General features: G+C 68.0%; 1 protein-coding gene. It reads left to right on the top strand.

Annotated elements, in window-relative coordinates:
• Positions 1–10: 10 nt before the first annotated feature.
• A partial coding sequence (locus SB764_RS43085; protein ID WP_410867181.1) for a DNA glycosylase AlkZ-like family protein occupies positions 11–250 on the top strand: 240 nt, incomplete at its 3' end.

Genomic DNA, 250 nt, shown 5'->3' with positions numbered 1-250 from the left:
CCCGCTTCCCATGGGCGTTCCCCTCGCTTTCATCGAGCCCGTCCATGATCCTTTGGGTGACCTTGTTTCACGGTACGCACGCACCCACGGACCCTTCACTGCCGCGGAAGCGGCCTCCCGGCTTGGGCTTGGGGTCGCCGTGGTCAACACCGCGCTGAAACGCCTAGCCGGTGACGGCCGCGTGGTGGAAGGCGAATTCCGGCCGCACGCCGTCGCGGAACCGGCGGCCACCGATGCCGTTGACGTGGAG

The sequence above is a fragment of the Paraburkholderia sp. SIMBA_027 genome, assembly GCF_046535315.1.
GTDB lineage: Bacteria > Pseudomonadota > Gammaproteobacteria > Burkholderiales > Burkholderiaceae > Paraburkholderia > Paraburkholderia tropica.
This window is presented reverse-complemented; position numbering and strand designations above follow the sequence as displayed.